21 protein-coding genes are annotated in these 17,253 nt (G+C 63.7%); 10 read left to right on the forward strand and 11 right to left on the reverse strand.

Going from position 1 to position 17,253, the window contains the following annotated elements:
- Positions 1–25: 25 nt before the first annotated feature.
- Entirely contained in the window at positions 26–424 is a 399-nt protein-coding gene (locus tag ACH196_RS15445; protein WP_396647798.1) for a winged helix-turn-helix transcriptional regulator, read from the reverse strand.
- 83 nt (positions 425–507) lie between these two features.
- Here ACH196_RS15445 and ACH196_RS15450 point away from each other — a divergent pair, with 83 nt between their 5' ends.
- The 4 genes from ACH196_RS15450 (at position 508) to ACH196_RS15465 (ending at position 3,737) form a co-directional block, all read left to right on the forward strand.
- On the forward strand, positions 508–834 hold the full coding sequence (locus ACH196_RS15450; RefSeq protein ID WP_396647799.1) for a nuclear transport factor 2 family protein: 327 nt from the start codon (positions 508–510) through the stop codon (positions 832–834).
- A complete protein-coding gene (locus tag ACH196_RS15455; RefSeq protein WP_396647800.1) occupies positions 834–1,637 on the forward strand; it encodes an SDR family oxidoreductase in 804 nt (267 codons plus the stop codon). Before ACH196_RS15450 ends, ACH196_RS15455 begins: the two co-directional genes overlap by 1 nt.
- A gap of 181 nt (positions 1,638–1,818) precedes the next feature.
- Positions 1,819–2,787, forward strand: a complete 969-nt coding sequence (gene msrP, locus ACH196_RS15460) for a protein-methionine-sulfoxide reductase catalytic subunit MsrP (RefSeq protein WP_396647801.1) — start codon at positions 1,819–1,821, stop codon at positions 2,785–2,787.
- A 449-nt stretch (positions 2,788–3,236) separates the two neighbouring features.
- On the forward strand, positions 3,237–3,737 hold the full coding sequence (locus tag ACH196_RS15465) for a methyltransferase family protein (protein WP_396647802.1): 501 nt from the start codon (positions 3,237–3,239) through the stop codon (positions 3,735–3,737).
- Between the two features lie 32 nt (positions 3,738–3,769).
- Here the strand turns inward: ACH196_RS15465 and ACH196_RS15470 are convergent, their stop codons facing one another.
- Positions 3,770–4,666: a LysR family transcriptional regulator gene (locus ACH196_RS15470; protein WP_396647803.1), complete on the reverse strand. Its 897-nt coding sequence runs from the start codon at positions 4,664–4,666 to the stop codon at positions 3,770–3,772.
- Between the two features lie 178 nt (positions 4,667–4,844).
- Entirely contained in the window at positions 4,845–5,819 is a 975-nt protein-coding gene (gene trxB / locus ACH196_RS15475) for a thioredoxin-disulfide reductase (protein WP_396647804.1), read from the reverse strand.
- Between the two features lie 239 nt (positions 5,820–6,058).
- Between trxB and ACH196_RS15480 the strand changes: the two genes are divergently transcribed.
- The gene (locus tag ACH196_RS15480; protein WP_396647805.1) at positions 6,059–6,535 is read left to right on the forward strand and encodes an Lrp/AsnC family transcriptional regulator; all 477 of its coding nucleotides are present in this window, start codon (positions 6,059–6,061) and stop codon (positions 6,533–6,535) included.
- Positions 6,532–7,308 (forward strand): glycosyltransferase family 25 protein, encoded by a 777-nt coding sequence (locus tag ACH196_RS15485; RefSeq protein ID WP_396647806.1) that lies wholly within the window; start codon positions 6,532–6,534, stop codon positions 7,306–7,308. Before ACH196_RS15480 ends, ACH196_RS15485 begins: the two co-directional genes overlap by 4 nt.
- Here the strand turns inward: ACH196_RS15485 and ACH196_RS15490 are convergent.
- The 6 genes from ACH196_RS15490 to greA form a co-directional block, all read right to left on the reverse strand.
- On the reverse strand, positions 7,301–8,098 hold the full coding sequence (locus tag ACH196_RS15490) for a glycosyltransferase family 25 protein (RefSeq protein WP_396647807.1): 798 nt from the start codon (positions 8,096–8,098) through the stop codon (positions 7,301–7,303). The genes ACH196_RS15485 and ACH196_RS15490 overlap by 8 nt on opposite strands.
- Before the next feature lie 75 nt (positions 8,099–8,173).
- Positions 8,174–8,875 (reverse strand): glycosyltransferase, encoded by a 702-nt coding sequence (locus ACH196_RS15495; RefSeq protein ID WP_396647808.1) that lies wholly within the window; start codon positions 8,873–8,875, stop codon positions 8,174–8,176.
- 4 nt (positions 8,876–8,879) lie between these two features.
- Positions 8,880–9,554, reverse strand: coding sequence for a hypothetical protein (locus tag ACH196_RS15500; RefSeq protein ID WP_396647809.1), 675 nt, complete (start codon positions 9,552–9,554; stop codon positions 8,880–8,882).
- A 143-nt stretch (positions 9,555–9,697) separates the two neighbouring features.
- Positions 9,698–10,429: a glycosyltransferase family 25 protein gene (locus ACH196_RS15505; RefSeq protein WP_396647810.1), complete on the reverse strand. Its 732-nt coding sequence runs from the start codon at positions 10,427–10,429 to the stop codon at positions 9,698–9,700.
- Positions 10,426–11,469, reverse strand: a complete 1,044-nt coding sequence (locus ACH196_RS15510; protein ID WP_396647863.1) for a glycosyltransferase family 4 protein — start codon at positions 11,467–11,469, stop codon at positions 10,426–10,428. The genes ACH196_RS15505 and ACH196_RS15510 overlap by 4 nt, the downstream gene beginning before the upstream one ends.
- Positions 11,470–11,538: 69 nt before the next feature.
- Positions 11,539–12,012: a transcription elongation factor GreA gene (greA, locus tag ACH196_RS15515; RefSeq protein ID WP_396647811.1), complete on the reverse strand. Its 474-nt coding sequence runs from the start codon at positions 12,010–12,012 to the stop codon at positions 11,539–11,541.
- 285 nt (positions 12,013–12,297) lie between these two features.
- Here greA and ACH196_RS15520 point away from each other — a divergent pair, with 285 nt between their 5' ends.
- Positions 12,298–13,419, forward strand: coding sequence for a PQQ-dependent sugar dehydrogenase (locus ACH196_RS15520; protein ID WP_396647812.1), 1,122 nt, complete (start codon positions 12,298–12,300; stop codon positions 13,417–13,419).
- A gap of 53 nt (positions 13,420–13,472) precedes the next feature.
- Here the strand turns inward: ACH196_RS15520 and ACH196_RS15525 are convergent, their stop codons facing one another.
- Together ACH196_RS15525 and ACH196_RS15530 are read right to left on the reverse strand one after the other, a co-directional pair.
- Complete coding sequence (locus ACH196_RS15525) at positions 13,473–14,027, reverse strand: tetratricopeptide repeat protein (protein WP_396647813.1); 555 nt, start codon at positions 14,025–14,027, stop codon at positions 13,473–13,475.
- Between the two features lie 90 nt (positions 14,028–14,117).
- Positions 14,118–14,468: a DMT family protein gene (locus ACH196_RS15530; protein ID WP_396647814.1), complete on the reverse strand. Its 351-nt coding sequence runs from the start codon at positions 14,466–14,468 to the stop codon at positions 14,118–14,120.
- A gap of 147 nt (positions 14,469–14,615) precedes the next feature.
- Between ACH196_RS15530 and ACH196_RS15535 the strand changes: the two genes are divergently transcribed.
- From ACH196_RS15535 to ACH196_RS15545, 3 genes are all read left to right on the forward strand, one after another.
- Positions 14,616–15,041, forward strand: coding sequence for a DUF3775 domain-containing protein (locus tag ACH196_RS15535; protein ID WP_396647815.1), 426 nt, complete (start codon positions 14,616–14,618; stop codon positions 15,039–15,041).
- A 410-nt stretch (positions 15,042–15,451) separates the two neighbouring features.
- Entirely contained in the window at positions 15,452–15,991 is a 540-nt protein-coding gene (locus ACH196_RS15540) for an extensin family protein (RefSeq protein ID WP_396647816.1), read from the forward strand.
- A gap of 195 nt (positions 15,992–16,186) precedes the next feature.
- Positions 16,187–17,032, forward strand: a complete 846-nt coding sequence (locus ACH196_RS15545; protein WP_396647817.1) for an extensin family protein — start codon at positions 16,187–16,189, stop codon at positions 17,030–17,032.
- The last annotated feature ends 221 nt before the right edge of the window (positions 17,033–17,253 follow it).

The following is a 17,253-nucleotide window of genomic DNA, read 5'->3' on the forward strand; positions in this document are numbered from 1 at the left end:
ATAAGGCCGGCGCGTCCCGGTCTGTTCAGGCGTTGCCCGACAGCGGCGCATCCTCGAACTGGCCGCGCGACGCCGCCCACTGCAACAGCGCGTCCAGCGCCGGGCAGAGCGACTGCCCCCAGTCGGTAAGCCGATACTCGACCTTAGGCGGCACCTGATGGTGGACGATGCGGCGCACGATGCCGTCGGCCTCCATTTGCCGCAGCTGCTGGATCAGCATCTTCTGCGAGATCGCCGGGATGGCGCGCTCCAGATCGGAAAAGCGCAGCACCTTGCCGCCGAACAAATGGAAAACGATCACCAGCTTCCAGCGTCCTTCCAAGATGCGCAGGACATTCTCGACGCCGCTGGCTGCGGATACCGGCGTCGGGTATGCCACCTTACTTTCAGGTAAGTACCTTACTTTTTCGTCGGTTCTTGTCATTTCTTCAGCCTAGCGCCAAGTTTGGTGGCAGGCAAGCAGAGGCGCTTCCTCGCAACGATTGCCGAAAATCGAAAGGATATGTGATGACCGTGGAACTCCCTTCCGCGCTGGAAAGCTATTTTGCCGCCAAGAACCGCAAGGACATCGACGCGATGCTTTCGCCCTTCGTCGCCGACGCCGTGGTGCGCGACGAAGGACACGAACATCACGGCCGCGAAGCCATAAGAGCCTGGATGGAAGAGACGACTCGCAAATATGGCGTGAGCGTCGAGGTGAGGGAAGCCGAGCGTAGCGGCGACCGCATCGTCGTAAAGGGGCTCATCTCCGGCGACTTCCCAGGAAGTCCCGCCACCCTCACCTACCGGTTCCGGCTGCATGATACGATGGTAGCCAGCCTGGAGATCGGATGATGAACGCCGCTCCGAAGTTTCCGATCATTCCGGGCGAGTTTGCCGGGAAGCGTATCCTTGTAACCGGCGGCACCAAGGGCGCCGGTCTGGAGATCGTCCGCCGGTTTGCCGCGACCGGCGCCGTCGTCGCCACGGCCTCCCGCTCGCAACTGCCGGAAGGCCAGCCTCCTGACACCCACGTCCAGGCGGACCTCGGCACCATCGCCGGGGTGGATGCAGTCGTGCAGGCCGTTGTCGCGCAATGGGGCGTCGTCGATATTATCGTCCACACGCTGGGCGGTTCCTCCGCGCCGGGCGGCGGTTTTGCCGTACTGACGGAGGAGTTGTGGCAACAGGAATTGAACACCAATCTACTGGCGGCCGTCCGCCTGGATCGCGCCTTGCTGCCGGCAATGGTGGAGCGTGGGTCGGGCGTCGTCATCCACGTTTCGTCGATCCAGCGCAGGCTGCCGCTCCACGAATCCACCATCGCTTATGCGTCGGCCAAGGCGGCGCTATCGGCCTACAGCAAGGTGCTGTCCAAGGAACTCGGGCCGAAAGGAATTCGCGTCAATACGGTCGCTCCCGGATGGATCATGACGAGCGCCGCCGAGGCGATGGTGAAACGGCTTGCCGAGCACGCCGGCAGCGACGAGGAAACCGCACGGCAGGGCATCATAGACGCGCTGGGCGGCATCCCGATCGGCCGCCCCGCCTGGCCCGAGGAAGTCGCCGAACTTGTCGCCTTCCTCGCCTCTGATCGCGCCGCCTCGATCCACGGCGCCGAATACGTCATCGACGGCGGCACGATCCCAACGCTTTGACGTGCTTGCGAGCCGCCGGTAGCTTCCGTAGCGGGTATAGGCGGCACACGATGTCGTGACAGGCGGAAAAACCCGATCCTCTGTAACGTTCGTACCTTGCCGTGCGAATAAAGACGCAAGACCGATCGATCCGGTTGCCGCGAGATTGCGCCGGCATCGTGCCGTCGCCGGAGGATTTTGCATGGTTTTTTCGATCCGCAGCCGCCCGTCCTGGGCGATCCCAGAGGCGCTGGCGACGCCCGAAACGGCCTTCGTCGACCGCCGCACGCTGCTCGCCGGCATGGGGCTGGGCCTTGCGGGCGCCACGCTCGGCCTGTCCCGCAAAGCCCGCGCCGAGGATGCCGATCCGACTGCCGACCTCTATCCGGCGAAGAAGAACGAGGCCTTCAAGCTGGACCGCGATCTGACGCCCGAAGACGTCAACGCCCACTACAACAATTTCTACGAATACGGCACGCAGAAGGGCATCGCCGAGGCGGCCCAGGCACTGAAGACGAGGCCCTGGGATATCGAGATCGGCGGACTGGTGGAAAAACCCTTCACCATCGGCTTCGACGAGCTTGTCCGGAAGATTCCGCTGGAAACAAGGCTTTACCGGCATCGCTGCGTCGAGGCCTGGTCGATGACCATTCCTTGGGCCGGCTTTCCGCTGAACAAGTTGGTGGCGCTGGCGAAGCCGCAGGCTTCGGCAAAATACATCCGTTTCGAGACTTTTCTCGATCCGGAAATGGCGCCCGGCCAGAACGACTTTCTATATCCCTGGCCCTACATCGAGGGCGTCACCGTCGAGGAAGCCGCCAATGATCTCGCCTTCGTGGTGACCGGCGCCTACGACAAGCCGGTGGCGAAACAGCATGGCGCGCCGATCCGGCTGGCGCTGCCGTGGAAGTACGGGTTCAAGTCGATCAAGTCGATCCGGAAATTCGATTTCGTCGAGGAACAGCCTGTTGGCCTGTGGGAAGCGATCCAGCCGCAGGAATACGGTTTTTGGGCGAATGTGAACCCCGAGGTTCCACATCCGCGCTGGAGCCAGGCGATGGAGCGCGTGCTGCACAGCGGCGATTTCGTGCTGACGCAAATCTACAACGGCTATGGAGCGGAGGTGGCGAGCCTTTACGCCAATCTCGGCAACGAGCGCCTGTTCATGTGACAGGCGGCGCACTGCCCAATTCCAGGCAGCGGCGGCCAGTGCCTATATTTTGATTGACGGTCGGACTTGGCGGATTTCTGCCAAACGCCGCGCGGTTGCGTCGCAGTATTCCACCTTTGCAGTGCAGCAGAAAATGCAAGGAATCCAAGGCCCAAGAATCAAAAAAGCCGGATCTGGAAAGACCCGGCTGAGTTGATTGGAAGTGCCTGAAAAGGCTGAACCTCCAGAGGGGAACACTCAAGGGCGCTAATGGGAGGAGGAACGCGCCCCGGAGATGATGAATATATGAGCCTGCCTTGCCCAAGAAACAAGCATGACGTTTGCAAGGCACCCATGCAAAAACGATACCTCTGTGGTCCAATTTTCCAACAGTGTCGAATAGGACAGAATGACGTTGCGGCACGCCTGGGCGGCGTTGCCGAAAGGATGGATTTCGGGAGGCTTCGGCATTGCGCAAAAGCTCGGCGGCACTCGGCAGTGTCCTGTTCTTCATCTTCGTACCTTGCGTCGTTGCCGGGCTGGCGCCGTATCTGCTGACGGATCGCTACCGCATGACGGTCCCGCCTCATCCCGCCGTCGCCGTCGTGGCGGGCATCCTCATCGCCGTGGGGCTCGGCGTGCTGATCCATGCCTTCGTGCGCTTCGCAGTAGAAGGGCTTGGCACGCCCGCGCCCATTGCGCCGACCGCGCGGCTGGTGGTTGGCGGCGTCTACCGCCATGTCCGCAACCCGATGTATCTGGCTGTCCTGTCGATCATTCTCGGACAGGCACTGCTGTTCAGCGCGGTCCTTGTGGCCGTCTACGCGGTAGCGGTCGCAGCCGCGGTGGTGTCCTTCGTTCGCTTCTACGAGGAACCCGTGCTCGCCAGCCGCTACGGCGCCGAATACGAAACCTATCGCCGCGCCGTTCCCGGCTGGCTACCGCGCCTTACGCCATGGCGGCAACCGTAAGCCCTCTGGCCGGCGGCCTTTGGAGCCGTCCCTCAGAACGACCAGTTGCGGGCCTTGGAGATGACGAAGTCGCGGAACGCATGCAGCTTCGCCTGGTTCTTCATCGCGTCGGGATAGCAGAAATAGGTGTCGAAGGACGGCACCTCGGTTTCCGGCAGGAGCTGCACGAAGCCGGAATCCTTGTCGACGAGATAGTCGGGCAGCATGGCGATGCCGGCGCCGCGCTGTACGGCGCGCTTGATCGAGATGATGTCGTTGATCTGCAGCGTGGCGACGCGCTGGCCACCCTCGAAGTCGCCGACCGTCTCCAGCCAGTTGAGTTCGCTGAGATGGGTCGGCACCGGCAGGCCGAAAGTGACGATGCGATGGTTCTTGAGATCTGCGATGGAACCCGGCTTGCCGTGCTTGTTGACGTAGGCCGGCGCGGCGAACAGGTGGAAATGCACGGTGAACAGCCGCCGCTGGATCAGGTCGGGCTGCTGCGGCTGGCGCAGGCGGATCGCGCAGTCGGCCTGCCGCATGGTGAGGTCGAGTTCCTCGTTGGCGAGGATGAGCTGCAACTGGATGTCTGGATAAAGGTCGAGGAATTCCGGGATGCGCTCTGTCAGCCAGCCGGCCCCGAGACCCACGGTAGTCGTCACGCGCAAGATTCCGGACGGCCGGTCCTTGGCCTCGGTCAGGCGCGTCCGCACACTTTCCAGCTTCATCAGCACATCGTGGGCGGTGCGGTAGAGCAGTTCGCCCTGCTCGGTCAGCACCAACCCGCGCGCGTGGCGATGAAACAGCGGCACGCCGACATCGTGCTCAAGCGCGCTGACCTGCCGCGAGATGGCCGATTGCGACAGCCGCAGCGTCTCGGCCGCATGGGTGAACGACCCGGCCTCCGCCGCGGCATGGAACACGCGCAGCTTGTCCCAGTCCAATGACATTGTATTCCCCTGCTCCGCCGACATTGGACTGCCGGTCTAAAATCAATCAATATTCACGCACTTGCGGCCCTGCAATGGGCTTTCGGCGCTCCCGCTACTATACGGCACCGTGCCCAGAACGGTTTTTCGAACTCGTCATGCATCTTGCCGCAGCCTCCCGGCTTCGGCAGACTGCGGTCTACTCCGCGGCCTCGCGGAGTTCCTCGATACTCGCGATGTATTTTTCCGCGTCCAGCGCCGCCATGCAGCCCAAGCCGGCCGCGGTCACCGCCTGGCGGTAGACATCGTCGGCGACGTCGCCCGCCGCGAACACGCCCGGGACGTCCGTGTTGGTGGTGCCCGGCGCCGTCCACAGATAGCCGTTGGGCTTTTGCTTCAGCTTGCCGACGAACAGCTCGGTCGCCGGCGCATGGCCGATGGCGACGAAAATGCCGTCGACCGGCAGATGCGACACCTGGCCGGTGACGACATTGCGCAGCTTCAGCCCATCCGCCGTCGGTGGCAGCGGCGCCTTGCCCGGCCGGCCGGTGATCTCATCGACAACCGTATCCCAGATGACGCGCACGTTTTCCTTCTTCGCCAGCCGCTCGCGCAGGATGCGCTCGGCGCGAAAATCGTTGCGGCGATGGATCACGGTCACGGATTTCGCGAGATGCGACAGATAGAGCGCTTCCTCGACCGCCGAATTACCGCCGCCGATCACCGCCACATCCTTGCCGCGATAGAAAAAGCCGTCGCAGGTCGCGCAAGCGGAAACGCCGAAACCCTTGTAGGTATCCTCGGTCGGGATACCCAGCCATTTGGCCTGCGCGCCGGTGGCGATGATCAGCGCGTCGCAGGTGAAGGTGAGGCCGGCGTCGGTCTTGACACGGAAGGGGCGGACATCGAGATCGACCTCGGTGACGATGTCATTGACGATCTCGGTGCCGACATGCTCGGCCTGCTTCAGCATCTCGCCCATCAGCCAGGGACCCTGGATCGGCTCGGCGAAGCCCGGATAGTTTTCGACGTCGGTGGTGATGGTGAGCTGGCCGCCCTGCTGCAGGCCGGCGATCAGCACGGGCTTCAGCATGGCGCGCGCCGCGTAGATCGCCGCCGTATAGCCGGCGGGGCCTGAGCCGATGATGAGGACGGGCGCGTGTTTCGCGGTCATGAACAGCCTTCTTTCGAGAATCCCTATACCGCTTATGGCATTCGTATGAAGCGCGGTGAAAAGACGCTGCTAATCTAGGTGTTGGCGGCCGGTGCAGCAAGGCGGCGGCGACGGCCGTCCCCGGAAAGCTTACGCTCTCCAACAAATGACGATTCGCGGCTAAATGCGAGGGTCAGGGCCTGACGCGGCCGCATTCTTTGGTTTATGCACGCGGATCACGGCCTAAAACGGGACATGGCATGCCAATCAGGGCGGAACTCGACGCGATCGACTGGAAGATCCTGCGGGAATTGCAGGATGACGGCCGCATGACCAATGTCGAGCTGTCGCGGCGTGTGGGCATTTCGGCGCCGCCCTGCCTGCGGCGTGTGCGAAGGCTGGAGGAGGCCGGCATCATCCGCGGCTACCGCGCGCTGCTCAACGGCCCGTCGCTCGGCATGGATGTCGTCGCCTTCTGCCTCGTCGGGCTGAAACACCAGTCGGACAGCGATCTCAAAGCTTTCGCCGAAAAGACCCGGGGGTGGCCGATCGTGCGCGACGCCTGGATGGTTTCCGGCGAATCCGATTTCATGCTGCACTGCGTCGCCAGCGACCTCGCGACCTTCCAGACCTTCGTCATAGAAGAGCTGACCTCCTCACCCAATGTCGACACGGTGCGCACCGCGCTGACCATCCGCCAGGTCAAGGATGAGGGAATGGTGGCGATTTCGTCATGAAGGCCTACGTCATCAATCTCGACCGCGATCGCGAGCGCATGGCGCATATGGAGCGGCAGGGAAAGCAGTTCGGGATCGACTGGACCCGGATTTCGGCAGCCGACAAGCTTGAGCCTGGGATTGCCGCGCGGGCCGCGCGCGAACGCCCAGGACTTCTCGGATTCGTCATCTCCGCCGGCGCCATCGGCTGTTTCGAAAGCCACCGGAAAATCTGGAAACTGATCGTCGATTCGGGTGACAGCCATGGTGCAGTCTTCGAGGACGATGCCGTCTGCTCGGCGGCCTTGCCTGAATTCCTGGCGACGGCGGAATGGATTCCGCAGGACTGCGACATCGTGAAGCTCGAAACCTTCGGCCGGACCACGATCGGCGCGAAGCCGGCTCGCGTCTTCGCGGGCCGCAGGATCGTACGGCTCCATGGCCGGCATCTGGGCTCAAGCGGCTACATCATCTCGCGCCATGCGGCGGAACGGCTGCTGGCGCTGTCCGAGGATTTCGCCGACCCGGTCGACGAGTTCCTCTTCAATGCCCAGTCCCTGCACTTTCCCCGGCTGACGCTTTACCAGCTCGACCCGGCGCCATGCATCCAGGGCTCGCATCTCGGGCTGGACGAAAATGCCGCCTATATGAAAAGCAGCAACGACCCGAACAAGAAGCCGCGGAAAGCCCAATACACGTTCCGCAAATACGCGACGCGCAAGCTATCCCGGCTGATCGAGAAGCTGTCCATCGTCGCGGGCCGCCTGGAAAGGCGGAAGATCGATTTCAGGTAAAGCGGACAAACACCCACTTCTTGTCCGACGCCATGTTGGACAAGAACCGGGCGACGTGACCGCCGAATTGAACGAACGGGCGCTTGATCTCGCGCCATAGCTTGCCGGTTCCCTTGAGCTTTTCCCCGGTCCGCTCATCGTGCAGATCGCTGCCGAGGCCGATGATCATCGACGGCTCCTTGACGACGAAATCCTGGACGCAAACCGCCGGCAGCAACTGGTAGATGGCAAGCGACGCGGCCGAGGGCAGGTCCAGGTTGAAGACGAACTGGTCGGCCGGGCTTGGAAAGGTTTTGCTCATGGCAAGCAACTTTTCCGCGCCCTTGCGCGTGACGATATAGCCTCCGGCGCCGGCGTGCTTGCTTCTCAGGCGATGCAGCGCCCGGCCATTGACTGACCCTGCGGCTGCCTTGTCGACGCGCGCGTATTGGAGTTTGGTCTCGATCTTGACGACATCGGCCTCAGAGGGAACCCAGGCGCCGTCGCGCAGAAAGGTCGCGGCATCGGCCCCGACATGGAGATCATCCTCGAATATCGCGGCGCAAGGAAGGTCTTCGTCGACAATGCGCCGCCAGCATTCGCGATGGCTGAGGAAACACGCCGTCTCGCCCGGCCGCAGCGGGCGCGAACCGGCGTCCACGCTTTGCCAGCGCCGTATCTCCTCTTGCGAAAGCCGCTGTCCGTCCACCGCGCTGACGCGGTTGAACCGCAGTCCGAGCCCGTCGAACAGCAATTCCATGCGCCTCAGGCGCTCGGGTTGCCGATCGAGATTGATGACAAACAGCTTCATTCGACGGCCTTTGCGGGACGGAGACTAATCGTCGGCGGCGCGGCCACTGGCCGATCGATGGCGTTGCGTCCGGCCTCAGATCGGTTTCCAGTCGGGATCGACCTTGGACGCTTCGGCGCGCCAGAGATCGCCATAGTCGACGTTCTGCCAGTCCTTGAACCACGGACCGCCATTGGTGAAATGAACGGCGGCCGGCGTGCCGGTGGCAGGCTTCTCGCTCCAGCCCTCCAGCCAGTTCCATCGTTCCGGCAGGGCCCCGATTTCGTCGTCGGCGGCCCATTGCATGCGATGCAGATAGGCGCCCGTCTGGCTGTTGATCACCTCCGGCGTCAGCGTCTTCACGGAAGGATGCCCGCAGTTGAAGAGCATGAAGGACGACCAGTTCTTGCGCGGATAATTGGTCTGCACCTTGCCGTCCATCTTGACCGTCGCCTTCGGCGTGTAGTCGTGCTTCACGCAGAGCACCGCCTTCGAGGGATCCAGATATTCGGTCAGCTTGGCGATGTCGTCGAGGAACAGGAAATCGCAGTCGCAGAACAGCGCCCAGCCCTTGTAGCCGGCGAGCCATGGCGTGAAGAAGCGCGAATAGGTGAATTCGGTGGAGGCCAGCGGGTCGACTTCGCGTGTATAGGCGCCCTTCTCCACCAGTTCCTGGAGCTTGATGGCGTGAACCGCGACGGGGATGCTCGCCCGTTCAAGCAGCGTCTTTTCCGCCACGTCATAGGCGATCGGCTCGCGGGAATCCCAGCCGATGTAGATGTCGAACTTGTTTTCCAAGGTGCTAGTCCTTCGCCGCCTGTTTGCGCTTGTATTTGGGCTTCTGGTCGTCGCCCGCCGGCCAGACATGGATATTGCGTTCCGCGACCTTGCGTTCGAGCCACGACCGCTCGTCCGCCCAGGCGTGCTTTTGCCAGCCCTGCCAGCTGAAGCCTGCTATCTCTACATCCCATTGGTCGGCCGGGCATTGCTCCAGCGCAAAGCGGATCCCGAAATATCCGGTACTCGGATAAATGCGCCGCTCGACCAGCGTCGACGGCTCCAGCCCGAGTTCCCGGCACCCGGCCTCATAGTCGGTGACCGGCAGTATCGCCACCATCTTGCCGGCGGCTCCGAACAGGTTGATCGAAGCCCAGGTCCACTCGGTCCGCCTGCCCTTTATGCGCGCCCACAGGCTGGCCTTCGGGGCGTATTTCTCGATCGAGATCGGATGCGAAGCCAGGACGACCAGGTCGGCCGCCTGCACGATCGGCGACCCGGGGTAATCCGGATTGTCCAGCCGGCGCTTCATCGGCTTGCCCGTATTGCAGACGAAAAGCCAGGTGGTCTTCACTCCGCTCATCCCGATCGAGGCTTTCGGCTCGTTGAAACGCATGACGGCGTCGCAGGCATCGACCCGTTCCGACATGTCCTCCAGCAAAACGCCGTTGCCGACGATGAACAGTTTCTTTTTCGCCATCAGGCTCTCCAGGCGCCTGCCGCCCGCCGGGCGGCTGCGCTGTCTAAAACATTGTGCCGCCCGACCGCAAACCGAATCTCTGCCGGCTCAGCAAGGGCGACGGATCGGAAGGCTGGAATTTTCGGCATTCGACGCACCTGGCGTCAGCGCCTGCCGATTGCCGCGACGCGCAAGGCCAGCCGGTACCATGCCCGCTTGACCTCGCGCGACAGCACCTCGCCCAGCGGCTTCGATTTTTTCTGCACGATGGTGCCGCCGAGCAGGTGCCCGATCTGCCGGACCGCCGGCGGCCGCACGGCCAGGATGCGGACTTTCGCCCGCCAGCGCATCTGGATCGTCGTGTCGACCGGCCGGTCGAATGTCTCGGTCATCTTCAAAAGCTCGGCCGCCGCCTGCCGGCCGACAAGCTGCATCTGCATGCCGAGGCCGACATGCGCCGGCTCGACCAGCGTCGCCTCGCCGGCTTTGGCGACCTCCGCGCCGCTATCCGTATGGCTGCGATAGGGAAAACGGATGTAGTCGCCGGCCCGGACCGTCTTCATGGCCAGCGCCAGTGCCGCCTCGAACGAGCCGTCGACCGGCTCGACATCGTCCTCGACGATCAGCCCGGCATCGAGCCCTCGGTCGACGATCGCCTGCCAGGCCTTGCGATGCGACAAGAAACAGCCGACCTCCGCCTTGCGCAGCGCGAACGGATAGCGCGGACCATAAAGATGGCGGCGATAGACCGCTTCGATCTCGTCGTCCCCCAGCGCCATCCCGTCGACCGCGTCGACGACATTGACCGGCAGCGGCAGCGTGGCCGTTAGCCGGTCGACCTGGGGCCTGCGCGCCTCGGCGCGGCCGAGATGGATGATGAATGCTTCGGCTTTCATCCGCCGCGCGCCCAGACCGCATCATAGACGTTCTCGATGCCAGCCGCCTCGCGCTCCAGCCGGAAGCAGGCGCGAGCCTGGACCAGCCCCTCTTCGCCGTGGCGCTTCGCCAGTTCCGGGTCGTCGAGATAGCGGCGGATCGCGTCGATGAGCGCGGCGCCGTCGCCGCCCGGCACGATCGCGCCGGTCACGCCGTCCTCGACCATCTCGGCATAGGCGCCGGCGTCGCTGGCGACCACGGCGCAGGCCGACGCCATCGCCTCCAGCGGCGTCAGCCCAAAACCTTCGTTGCGCGACGGCGCCACGTAGAGGGAAACCCTGCGATACCAGACTTTTATGTCCGGAACCTCACCAAGGAACAGAATGCGCTTTTCCAGTCCCGCCGCCGAGATACGGCGCTTCAGCGCGTCGGCGAACGAGCGGTGTTCGGGCGTGACCCGGCCGGTGATCACTGCCGTCCAGTCCGGATGGTCGGGCAGCAACGCGATCATGGCGTCGACGAACAGGTCCGTGCCCTTCTGCGCCCGTACCCGACCGAAACAGCCGACGGCGTATTTTCCAGGCAGGCCGGAAGCGGAAAATTCGTCTTCCGGCGCCTGCGCCGGATGGAAGGCATCGAGATCGACGCCGTGCATGACGACCGTATGCTGGACTTCCAGGAAGCCGCCGGAGCGCGCGCTCGTCGCGATGACCGCCTCCATGCGCCGGATCAGCCATTTGGTGAAAGCACGGTGGTCGCGCTGCGCCGCGGAGGTGAAGACGAGGTGCAGCGGCATGCGCAGCACGTGCTTCAGAACAAGGCCGCCGATCATCTCGACATTGCGGCGCGCATGCCAGATGCGCTTGCGCCCCGAGGCCGGCCGCAGCCACAGCGACGAAAGCTGCGCGGCCCGCATCTTCGGCAGCCCGGCGGGCAAGCCAGGTCCGAGCGTGACGATGCCGATCCGCAACGCCTGCAGCGGGACGAGCTGGATGATCGTGCTGGTCACGCCCGACAGGCGTTTCTTGAAGTTCGGCGCGATCACCTCGACCCGCGCCATGTCAGGCGCCGCCGTTCCGTCCGCGGACGGTTGCGAGGAGCCGGACATTTGGGCTGGTCCCGCGAGCGGTCAGACGAAGGAGAGCTTTACGATCTCGTAGCCGCGCGGCCCGCCAGGCGCGTTGACCTCGACCGAATCGCCGACAGCCTTGCCGATCAGCGCGCGCGCGATGGGCGACGAGATCGAGATACGTCCGGACTTCACGTCCGCTTCCTGGTCGCCGACGATCTGGTAGGTCTTGGTCTCCTCGGTGTCCTCGTCGACGAGTTGAACGGTCGCGCCGAACTTGATCGTCGAGCCCGACAGTTTCGAGATGTCGATCACCTCGGCGCGCGCCACGAGGTCTTCCAGTTCGTTGATGCGGCCCTCGTTGAGGCTCTGCGCCTCCTTGGCGGAGTGATATTCGGCGTTTTCGGAAAGGTCGCCATGGGCGCGCGCCTCCGAAATCGCCTCGATGATACGCTGCCGTTCCTCCTGCTGACGCCAGCGAAGCTCCTCCTTGAGCGACGTGAACCCACCCGCAGTCATCGGAACCTTGATCATTTCAATACGGCCTTTCCGTCCCCGGTCTACGGCCTGCCCCTCCGCCAGACGTGGCGGACAAGAGTGCGGGCCAAAAAAAGAAAACGGTCCGCTTTGGTATCGAACCGTTCTCAGCTCATTCCGGCTCAATATAGCAATGTTCGGGCGATTTTCACGACAAAAAATGCCTGGCCTCACAGGGCCGCAATTTGTGAGCCGGAAACGCTCACCCACTCGTGAACGAGCCATCACGTGAAATCCGGCGGACAGGCTTGCGATACGATCGGCCACGCCTAACTCGGTCGTATGCATATCTCTAAACAGCTCGCCACCGCCGTCTTTTCCTTCATCCTCGCCGCAGCCGGCACCTTGCCGGCATCTGCCCAAAGCGTCGGCATCGATGCCGATGTGATAGCCGATGGCCTGCAGAACCCTTGGGGCCTCGATTTCCTCCCCGACGGCAACGCCATCGTCACCGAAAGGCCTGGTCGGATGCGGCTCCTGATCGATGGCGCGCTTTCGGACCCCATCGGCGGCGTGCCGAAAGTCGCCGCGCGCGGCCAAGGCGGGCTGCTCGACGTCGCCGTCTCGCCCCGCTTCGCCGATGACAGCCTGATCTTCTTCAGCTTTTCCGAACCGGGTCCGGGTGGCGCGGGGACTGCCGTTGCGGGGGCGAAACTCGTCCGCGAGGGAGACGGCTCTCGGCTGGAGGATGTGAAGACGATCTTTTCCATGAACAGGAAGACCGGCACGACCCGGCATTTCGGCTCGCGGTTGGTCTTTGCCTCCGACGGCACGCTGTTCATCACCACCGGCGACCGGGGCGAAGGCGAGCGGGCGCAGGACATGCAGGACCATGCAGGCGCTGTCATCCGCATCAATGCGGACGGCTCCGTCCCCGCCGACAATCCCAAACCCGAGGGCTGGCTCCCAGAACTCTGGTCGAAAGGTCATCGCAATGTGCAGGGCGCGACGCTCGACCCGGCGACCGGCGCGCTGCTGACCGTCGAGCACGGCGCCATGGGCGGCGACGAGATCAACCGGCCGGAAGCCGGAAAGAACTACGGCTGGCCGGTGATCTCCTACGGGCAGGATTATTCAGGCGACAAGATCGGCGTTGGCACGGAGGCGCCGGGCTATGAACAGCCGCTGCACTATTGGGATCCGTCGATCGCGCCATCCGGCATGGCGGTCTATGACGGCGCGATGTTTCCGGAATGGAAAGGTGACCTGCTCGTCGGGTCGCTGAAATTCGCCTATCTGGCGCGGCTGGACCGCAACGCCTCCGGGGTCATCGGCGAAGAGACAAAACTGATCGACGGCGAATACGGCCGCATCCGCGACGTGAATGTTGCGCCCGACGGCTCGGTCTGGCTGCTCACCGACGAGCGCGACGGCGCGATTATTTGCCTGTCACGCGCGGATTGACCGGAAACGGGCAAGCGCAACAGCCGGCCCGTTTCAACTCTTCGGAAATCGTCTCACCCCTTGAAGGCGTCGATCTGAACGGCGAGCTCCTTGTATTCCTCGCAGGAGACGCCGCAGCGCTTCTCGATTTCGGCGAGCTGGTTCTTGGCCGCGGCGACGTCGCCGAGTTGCAGATGTGCCTCGCCGAGATACTCGTAGACGACGTAGTAGTTGGGGTCAGCCCGCAACGCTTCTTCGTAATAGCCGAGGCCGACGAGCACGCGGCCCGCCTTGCGATGGGAATAGCCGAGATAGTTGAGGATGCGCGGGTCGTTCTTGTTCTGCGCGAGGCTCAAAACCTTGATCGCCTCGTCGTAGCTGCCCCCCTGCGCAAGCTGCCGTCCGGTCCAATAGATGGTGTCGTCGTCGACGGCGCCGCTCTTCTGGGTGACGCACTTTTTCGTCTTCTTGTCGTAGATCTTGCCGGCGGCGCATTTGGGCGTGTTTCCGCCGCCACTTCCGCCCCCACTGCTGTCTCCACCGCCACCGCCCGCTCCCAGGGACGGGCCGACAGCGAGCGGGGCCAGCATGAGCGCGGAAGCGACGATAAGGGCATAACGGTATTGCATCTGCCTTCTCCTCGGAACGATTGTTGATCCAATACACGCATCAACGCTGCCGGATCGCCGGTTCTTCCCGGCGTTCGATGGAGCCTGCGGTCAGGCGCGAAAGATGAAGGCAGCGCCGCCGCAGATCATCGCAAAACCGATCACATGGTTCCAGGTGATGCTTTGACCGAGATACAACACCGAAAACACCATGAAGACAACGAGCGTGATGACTTCCTGGATCGTCTTCAGCTCGGCCGCCGAATAGGCGGCGCTGCCCCAGCGGTTGGCCGGCACCGCAAGCCAGTATTCGAAGAAGGCGATGCCCCACGAGAACAGCACGGCCGCATAGAGCGGCGAGGCCTTGTATTTGAGATGCCCGTACCAGGCGAAGGTCATGAAGACATTGGAGGCAAGCAGCATAAGGATCGGCAGGATTTTTGGCGACAGGATCATGCTCATGAATGGCACCGGGCTGGGAAGGACGCGCCATTTCGGGCAAACGGCCAAAACTGTCAATCCGGGCGCCGTTGACCACATTGGCTCGCCGGACGTGACGTTACGCGCAATTTCTGTATCATCGCGGGTACGCCAGCAGGGAGACCGCCCGTGCAAAGGAAACTCGACAAGGACTGGGACCTGACCATCGGTCCGGACACCGTCCGCATTTTCATCGAGAAGGCCAAGTCGATCAGCGCGGCCGTCAACGAGGACTATGCCGGCGGCCAGGATCACGAAGTCGAGTTCGACGGCGACGTCAGGGACAATCACCGCCATGACGGGCTGGCCGAAGAAGAGGCGGAGAACCTGACCGAGGAAGAACTGCGCGAGTTGATCGACGATCTGAATGTCGACGAAGCGGCGGAACTCGTCGCCTTGGCCTGGATCGGTCGTGGCGACTATGAGGCGGCCGAATGGGCCGAAGCGGTGACGGCGGCAAGGGAGCGCGGCAACAGGCGCACCTCGAAATACCTGATGGGCATGCCGATGCTGGGCGACTGGTTGGAGGAAGGACTGGAAGCAATCGGCGCCTGAGCGGCACGGCAACCAAACCGCCGCGTCGCCGTTGACCGCCGATGGATTGGCAGATGTCTTTGGCCGGCGTGGCCGCTCTATGCATTGCGACCTTCTCGGTCCCCCCTGCCCTTTCGCAGTCGCCGACACTTCCGGACAAAGTTCCGGCGCCCAAAGTTATTGCTCCGCCGGCAGGCAACATCCCGCCCAGGCACCTAGGCGACACTCCTGTGCCGGAGCCGCGCCCGGACGACCAAGCCTCCGGTAGCGGGGCAAAAGCGGACGGGACGCCAGTCAGCGGAGATACGGATGGCAAACCTCCCTCAGACCCGACGACGCCCGCCACCGCGCCGCTGCCGCAGCAATCGCCCGAGCCCCCTAAGCCGCAGACGCCCTCCGATCCCCGCTCGGCCGAAACGCCTTCACGCCTAATGCCTACCGCGGAGGTCGCGTGCCGCCAGCGCCTGCGGACCCTCGGTGTCGACTTCGAAGCCCGCCCCGCCGAAAAGGACGAGACGGGATGCTCCACGCCCTATCCCATATCGGTCCGCACGCTTGGCAAGGACATCGCGCTGGAGCCTGAGGCACTGATGAACTGCGCCATGACGGAGGCGGCAGCCCGCTTCGTCGCCGGTGTGGTCGCGCCCGCCGCAAAGCGCGAATTCGGGGCGGAACTGAAATCGATCTCGCAAGCCTCCGCCTATGTCTGCCGGCCGCGCAACGGCACGACGAAACTCTCCGAGCACGCCTTCGGCAACGCGCTGGATATCGCGCGCTTCAACCTGTCCGACGGCAAGGCGGTGGACGTGATCCTGCGGCCGGAGGAGCGGGAGGCGCGTTTTCTAGGCGCCGTGCGGAAAGCTGCCTGCGGGCCGTTCAAGACAGTGCTCGGCCCTGGCAACCCCGACCACGATACGCATTTCCATCTTGATCTAGCGCCCCGCAAGCATAGCGGCACGGTGTGCGAATAGGCGCGGGCTCGCGCAGAACGAGACACCGACAAATCCGTTTCACCACAAGCGGATACGGCGGCATGGTGAATCAGTTCGTCAGGCCGAACGCAGCCACCCGGCCACAATCGCGCCGCATGCGTGAACGCCAACGCTGACCTTTCCTTTACCGCTTGCCGCATAGGATTTCCCTCCGACGGGACAGGGAAACCATCGATGCGCCGAAATGCTTCGCGCGTGCTTCCGCACGCCTGCGCGGCGGGCCTCCTTGCGGCGCTCGCCACCGCCTGCTCGACCGAAAGCGTGATGTCGCTTCGGCCGGATGTCGATGTCGGCGTGCAGACCGCCGGAGTGCCCGCCGCCGTTCCAATGACGCCCGCTCCGGCTGACGCGACAGCGCCGACTCCCGTCGAGCCGATGACGGCGGCTCCGGCTGATCCGATGACGCAGGCGCCTGCCGATCCGACACTCGCCGCGTATCCGCGTTTCGAGGTTCCAGCCGAACCGCAAGACGTGATGCCCGCCGACGAGGTCGATTGCCGCCGCGACCTGAAGCGGCTCGGCGTAAAATTCCGCGACCTTTCGCCGATCCACGAAGGAAGCTGCGGCATCGACTGGCCGGTCGAGGTTTCAGCCATCGGCAGCGTCCGCATGAAGCCGGCCGCGACGCTGAGCTGTTCGATGGCGGCCACATTTTCGCGCTGGACGAAGAAGGAACTCGTGCCCGCCGCGCGCTGGCGCTATCTCTCCGGCGTGAAAACCATCCACCAGGGATCGAGCTATTCCTGCCGCAACATTCGCGGCTCGCGCGGCACGCCCTCGCAACATTCGCAGGGCAACGCGCTGGACGTGATGCGCATCGAACTGAACAATGGCCGGGATATCGACGTACGCAAGCCCGGCTGGTTCGCCTTCCGTCAGCGCGGCTTTTTGAACACGGTGCGGCAGGACGGCTGCGACTATTTTACCACCGTGCTCGGCCCGGGCTACAACGCCGACCACGCCGACCATTTTCATTTCGACATCATGCAGCGGCGCAACGGCTACGTCGCCTGCAGGTAGGCCCGTCCTGTTACCGGTGCAACAGATGGGCATTGACCAGCCTTCCCCGTTGCCACGCTGCCTTTCGGCCCTGGCCATTTTCAAAGAACGCTCCCCGCCGCGGAGGGAGAAGTCGGGAAGCGGGCGCAACAAGCCTTGCCTCACAGACTAACAATATGGCGCAGCTTCCCACGCCCGCCGGCGATTTTTGGCCTCGTCCCGTTCCGCTTCGCCTTGCTCCG

This window comes from Mesorhizobium sp. IMUNJ 23232 (assembly GCF_044326205.1).
Taxonomy (GTDB): domain Bacteria; phylum Pseudomonadota; class Alphaproteobacteria; order Rhizobiales; family Rhizobiaceae; genus Kumtagia.